Source organism: Modestobacter altitudinis, assembly GCF_005930475.1.
GTDB classification, from domain to species: Bacteria; Actinomycetota; Actinomycetes; order Mycobacteriales; family Geodermatophilaceae; genus Modestobacter; species Modestobacter altitudinis.
The window spans coordinates 1-5,393 of the sequence record NZ_SJEW01000125.1 but is presented as its reverse complement, the minus strand read 5'-3'; the positions used below and the strand labels follow the sequence as shown (position 1 = coordinate 5,393).

The following is a 5,393-nucleotide window of genomic DNA, read 5'->3' as shown; positions in this document are numbered from 1 at the left end:
GACCGGGACGGGGCGGAGCGGGGTGGTGCCGACGGGCGCGGCGCCGTCGGGGAGCGGTCGCGGCGGGCGCGCCGGGACAGCTCCGCGCTGCCCTGCCGGACGGCGACGTCCACCAGCCGACCCAGGACCCTGCGCCACGCACTGCTCGCCATCCACCGGACCGTAGGGGATGGCCGCTGCGGCGTGGCAACCGGCGACACGCCGCCGGGCCGGCGCGCCTCCGCGCGGCGCTGCGCTGCGGGACCACCCGCGTGTGATGGTCCGTGCGCGGAACAGGACTGACGGGTCACATCGCGGTTGGGATGCGAGCCGGCGGGCCATCCATGCACTGGTGGGCGAACAACGGCCACCACGGGGGAAAGAGCAGCCAGATGACCACAGCCGAGCCGGTCCACCCGGTCGAGGTCCCACTCCCCACCGCCGTGCGAGCGAGTGCGCTGGCTGCGTTCCAGCTGGTCGAGGACGCCCGGTACCGATCCGGTCGCCGGCCACGCAACGCGCGCCGACGGCTGCTCGCCCAGCGCGCGGTCGCCGAGCGCAAGGCCGAGCGCGAGGTCGAGCGGGAACTGGACCTCGGCTGCTGAGACACCCCCTGCCCCCCACCGCTCGCACGCTCGCGGCGGGACCCTGCAGGGGGCCTCAGGTGAGGCAGAGCTCGTTGCCCTCCGGGTCGGCGATCGTGACCCAGCGGAAGGGGCCCTGCTGGCCGTGGTGCAGCACGGCCGCGCCGCGCGCGGTCAGCCGGGCCACCTCGCCGTCCACGTTCTCCGGGCCGACCCGGACGTCGAGGTGCACCCGGTTCTTGACCGTCTTGGGCTCGGGCACCCGCTGGAAGAGCACCCGGGGAGCGGCGTCGGTGGGGTGCCGGATCGCGGCGCCCACCACCCAGACCAGCCGGCCGTCGTGCAGCATCGTGTCGGCCTCGGCCGCCTGCCCCTCGTCGACCATCCGGCGGATGAACGCCTCGTCGGTCGGCTCGCGCTGCCAGCCCAGCGCGTCGGCCCACCAGTCGGCGAGCGGGTGCGGCGCGGTGGAGTCGATCGTCACCTGGAAGAGGTAGGCCATGCCGGCACGCTAGCGAAAGGACCCCGCTGCCCCCCACGCTTCGCACGCTCAGCGCGGGTCCCTGCAGCGGGGCCGGAGGACCCACGATTCTTACAGCTCGAGCGCCAGGTCCGCGCGGATCGTGGCGTCGTCGGGCAGCGGCGTCTCGAGCTGGCAGTGGTCCCGGAGCACCTGGCCGAACGGCGTCATCGTCGACCGGTCGACCTGCCGCGCCGGGTCCCACAGCCCCGAGCGCATCACGGCCTTGCCGCAGTGGAAGTAGGCCCGCTGGACGCTCAGCACGACCACCGACCGGGGTGCCCGGCCGAACTCGACCAGGTCGATGCCCAGGGCGTCGGCCGCGACGATCGACGTCGTCCCGAAGACCTTGAGCGTCTCCTCCGCGCCGGGCACGAAGAACAGCAGCGCAGCCTGCGGGTTGACGGTGAGGTTCCGCAGGCTGTCGACCCGGTTGTTGCCCTGCCGGTCCGGCAGCGCGAGCCGGTGCTCGTCGAGGACGTGCACGAAGCCCGGGTCGCCGCCGCGCGGGGAGATCTCGGGGAAGCCCTCGGCGTCGGCGGTGGCCAGCGTGGCGAAGGGGGAGAGGGCGATGAACGCCCGGCAGTGCTCGTCGACCCGGTCGATGACCTTGTCGCGGACGAGCTGCGAGGGTGCGCGGTAGCCGGCCAGGACCTCCGCGTCGGTGGGCTGGGTCTCCAGGGCGGGCTGCACGGGTCGACGGTAGCCGCCGTCGGTTGCCGCCGTCCGTAGCCTGCGTCCCGTGCCCGAGGTGTGGAGTGCTCCGGTCCGGTTCGTCGAGTGCGACCAGCAGGGCGTGGTCTTCAACGCGCACTACCTGGTCTGGGCCGACGAGGCGGTGAACGCCTGGTGGGCGGCGCGCGGGCTGCCGTGGCAGGCGCTGGTCGAGCGCGGGGTGGAGTACTTCGTCAAGGCCAGCTCGCTGGACTGGGTCTCCTCCGCCCGGTACGGCGACACGGTGGCGGTCGACGTCGAGCCGGCGGCGCTGGGCCGCACCAGCCTCACCCTGGTCTTCACCGTGCGGGTGGGCGACCGACCCTGCTGCACGGTCCGCAGCACGTACGTGGCCACCGCCGACGGCCGCCCGACCCCCTGGCCGGACGACGTCCGCATCCTGCTCCAGGCGGGGTGAGCGCGGGCCCGCCCCACGGCCGGGCCGCCGCCCTGGGTTGGGCGGACCAGCGGGGGTCCCCAGGAGGAGATCCCCGAGGTGTCGCCCTGCCGGCGGCTCCGGATCCGGGTGCGCGCAACCAGGCTCGGGCTGTCCGGCCTCCTCGACGTCGACCAGACGATGACCCTCACCGCCCGCGAGGACGGCGGGGTGCGCGCCTGAACGGGTCAGCGGGCGGCGGGCCCCGCCGGCAGCACCGGCAGGCCGGCGGGCGGGCCGGTCTCGATCAGCCGCCAGAGCGCGTCGGTGTCCGCGTGCTCGGCGACCAGGTCGCCGAGGGCGTCCAGCCGGGCCTCCCGGACAGCGGCGAAGTCGGTGTCCGGTGCCACCACGAAGCGCCGCCCGGTGACCCGCGCCACCTCGGTGAGGAAGGCGCGCCGGAACCCGTCGTCCTCCAGCGCGCCGTGCCACGTGGTGCCGAAGACCGAGCCGACCCGGGCGCCGTCCAGGAAGGGCTCGGCGGAGTCGTCGACGGTGACCACGCCGTGGTGGATCTCGTAGCCGCGCACGGTGTGCCCGAGCGCGGTGCCGGTCGGCCGGGCCAGCACCTTCTCCGCGCCGAACCGGACGTCGGCCGGGAGCAGCCCGAGCCCGGGGACGACGCCGGCCCGGGACTCGACGTCGTCGCTGATGGTGCGCGCCAGCATCTGGTGGCCGCCGCAGATGCCGAGCACCGGTCGGCCCTCGGCGGCCCGGCGGCGGACCGCGTCGGCCAGCCCGGTGGAGCGCAGCCACTGCAGGTCGGCGACGGTCGACCGGGTGCCGGGCAGCACCACCAGGTCGGCGTCGGCGAGTTCCTCGGGCCGCTCGGCGTAGCGCAGCAGCACGCCGGGTTCGGCGGCGAGCGCGTCGAGGTCGGTGAAGTTGGACAGCCGGGGCAGCCGGGCCACCGACACCCGCAGCACGTCCTCGCCGTGCGGCGGCAGCGCCGGGCCGCGGGGCGCGTCGACGCCGAGGGAGTCCTCGACGTCCAGGTGCAGGCCGCGCTGCCAGGGGAGCACGCCGAGCGTCGGCCGGCCGGTCAGCGCGGCGAGGGAGTCCAGGCCCGGGGTGAGCAGCCGGACGTCGCCGCGGAACTTGTTGACCAGGAACCCGGCGACCAGCCGCTGGTCGGCCGGCGGCATCAGCGCGACGGTGCCGTACAGCGCGGCGAAGACCCCGCCGCGGTCGATGTCGCCCACCACGACGACCGGGAGCCCCGCGGCGGTGGCCAGCCCCATGTTGGCGATGTCATCGGCGCGCAGGTTGATCTCGGTGGGCGAGCCGGCTCCCTCGCAGACCACGACGTCGAAGCGTGAGCGCAGGTCGGCCAGGCAGGCCAGCGCCTGCTCCAGCAGGGCTGCCTTCATCGGCCGGTAGGACAGCGCCGTGACGTCGGCCACCGGCTTGCCGAGGACGACGACCTGGCTGGCGTCCTCCCCGCCCGGCTTGAGCAGCACCGGGTTCATCGCCGCCTCGGGCTCGACCCGGGCCGCCGCGGCCTGCATCGCCTGCGCCCGGCCGATCTCCGCGCCGTCCGCGGTGACACCTGAGTTGTTGCTCATGTTCTGCGCCTTGAACGGCGCCACCCGCACGCCCTGGCGGGCCAGCCAGCGGCAGATGCCGGCGGTGACCACCGACTTGCCGGCGTCCGACGTCGTGCCCGCGACGAGTAGTGCCCCGCCCATGCGGTCGCTCCGCGACCAGCCGTCCCGGCCTCCGCTCACGCCGCGGCGGTCGGCAGGCCCCAGCCGGCCTTCTCCTGACCGGACAGCGCGGCGATCGCCTCCATCACCTGGTCGGTGACCTCGCGGCGCGCCCGGCCCTTGCCGGCCTGGCCGCGGTGCTCCGGGAAGGTCAGCGGCTCGCCGAACGTGACGTACACCCGGTGCGGTCGCGGCCAGCGCGCCCCGATCGGCTGGATCCTGTCGGTGCCGCGGACGGCCACCGGGACGACCGGGCAGTCGGCGTTGAGCGCGAGCCAGGCGACACCGGTCTTGCCGCGGGCGAGCCGGCCGTCGCGGGAGCGGGTGCCCTCGGGGTAGATGCCGAACGCGCCACCGGCCTCCAGCACGCCCATCGCGGTGTCCAGCGCCGCCTGCGCCGCCCGCGAGGCCTCCCGCTCCACCGGCAGCGCGCCGAGCGCGGTGAACAGGGTGCGGGAGACCCAGCCGCTGAACCCGGAGCCGCGGAAGTACTCGGCCTTGGCCAGGTAGGCGACCTTGCGCGGCGCCATCAGCGGGATGGCGATGCTGTCGATGAAGGAGAGGTGGTTGCTGGCCAGGATCACCGGCCCGGTGAGCGGCACGTTCTCCCGGCCGGTGACCGCCGGCCGGAAGACCACCCACACCAGCGGACGCAGCACGAACCGCGCAAACAGGTAGAACACGCGGCGGCCCCCCTCCCTCGTCCCGGACCCACGTCGGTCCTGGACCGTTCCGGGCATCCTCTCCGATCGGTGCCCGGAGGGAACGGGCGGGTGCGGCGCGGGTCGGGGCGACGGTCAGACGGCGGCGCGGCCCGGCGGGCAGGCGTCGTGCAGGATCTCGCGGACGTCGTCGGGCAGCGGGGTGCGTCCGCTCGCCGACTCGATGATCGAGACCGCCACGTCGCGGACCTTGCGGTGGGTGTGGCTGGAGATGTGCGCCAGCAGGTCGAACGCCACCTGGTCCCCGCAGGACATGAGCAGCATGAGGATCCCCTTGGCCTGCTCGATGGCCGCCCGGCTCGCCATCGCGCTGCGCAGCTGCTCCACCTCGGTCTCCAGGTGCCGCAGCTGCTCGGCGGCGGGCGCGGGAGCCCGCCCCGCCGTCACGTCCACCACCAGCCCGGTCAGGGCGGTGACCGCGCCGGCCGCATCGGTCTCCGGCTCGCACACCAGCAGTGCGGTCAGCGGCCGGCCGTCGGTCCGCAGCACCCGGTACTCGCGGGTGAAGGAGGCGGCGGTGGTCGCGGCCTCGCGCAGCGCGTCCTGCAGGGCCGGCCGGTCGTCACCGTGGACGTGGGCCAGCAGCAACCCCACCGTGGGCTGGACCGAGCTGCTCGGGATGCCGTGCAGGTCGAACAGCTCGGGGGACCACCACCACTGCTCGGTCGTGAGGTCCCCGCGGAACCGGGCGGTCAGCGGGGTCGGCCGGGCAGTCGCGGCCGGGGGGGAGGT

7 protein-coding genes are annotated in these 5,393 nt (G+C 75.1%); 2 read left to right on the top strand and 5 right to left on the bottom strand.

The genetic code is table 11. The features are described 5' to 3' along the window. Positions 1-371: 371 nt before the first annotated feature. The gene (locus FHL79_RS24520) at positions 372-584 is read left to right on the top strand and encodes a hypothetical protein (protein ID WP_138761165.1); all 213 of its coding nucleotides are present in this window, start codon (positions 372-374) and stop codon (positions 582-584) included. Between the two features lie 55 nt (positions 585-639). Here the strand turns inward: FHL79_RS24520 and FHL79_RS24515 are convergent, their stop codons facing one another. Both FHL79_RS24515 and FHL79_RS24510 read right to left on the bottom strand, forming a co-directional pair. Continuing rightward, positions 640-1,065, bottom strand: a complete 426-nt coding sequence (locus FHL79_RS24515; RefSeq protein WP_138761164.1) for a VOC family protein — start codon at positions 1,063-1,065, stop codon at positions 640-642. Positions 1,066-1,155: 90 nt separating this feature from the next. Then, positions 1,156-1,776, bottom strand: coding sequence for an MSMEG_1061 family FMN-dependent PPOX-type flavoprotein (locus FHL79_RS24510; protein ID WP_138761163.1), 621 nt, complete (start codon positions 1,774-1,776; stop codon positions 1,156-1,158). A gap of 49 nt (positions 1,777-1,825) precedes the next feature. On the opposite strand from FHL79_RS24510, the gene FHL79_RS24505 reads away from it, so the two are divergent. After that, complete coding sequence (locus FHL79_RS24505; protein ID WP_138761162.1) at positions 1,826-2,215, top strand: acyl-CoA thioesterase; 390 nt, start codon at positions 1,826-1,828, stop codon at positions 2,213-2,215. A 206-nt stretch (positions 2,216-2,421) separates the two neighbouring features. Here the strand turns inward: FHL79_RS24505 and FHL79_RS24500 are convergent, their stop codons facing one another. The 3 genes from FHL79_RS24500 to FHL79_RS24490 all read right to left on the bottom strand — a co-directional run. After that, complete coding sequence (locus FHL79_RS24500) at positions 2,422-3,921, bottom strand: cobyric acid synthase (RefSeq protein ID WP_138761161.1); 1,500 nt, start codon at positions 3,919-3,921, stop codon at positions 2,422-2,424. 35 nt (positions 3,922-3,956) lie between these two features. After that, positions 3,957-4,622, bottom strand: a complete 666-nt coding sequence (locus FHL79_RS24495) for a lysophospholipid acyltransferase family protein (RefSeq protein ID WP_138761160.1) — start codon at positions 4,620-4,622, stop codon at positions 3,957-3,959. 114 nt (positions 4,623-4,736) lie between these two features. Next, the coding region (locus FHL79_RS24490; protein ID WP_138761159.1) for a PAS and ANTAR domain-containing protein at positions 4,737-5,393 on the bottom strand (657 nt) is incomplete at its 5' end.

Coding starts and splice junctions, on each gene's coding strand:
- FHL79_RS24515 (WP_138761164.1), bottom strand. CDS start 1,065: ATGGCCTACCTCTTCCAGGTGACGATCGACTCCACCGCGCCGCACCCG.
- FHL79_RS24500 (WP_138761161.1), bottom strand. CDS start 3,921: ATGGGCGGGGCACTACTCGTCGCGGGCACGACGTCGGACGCCGGCAAG.
- FHL79_RS24520 (WP_138761165.1), top strand. CDS start 372: ATGACCACAGCCGAGCCGGTCCACCCGGTCGAGGTCCCACTCCCCACC.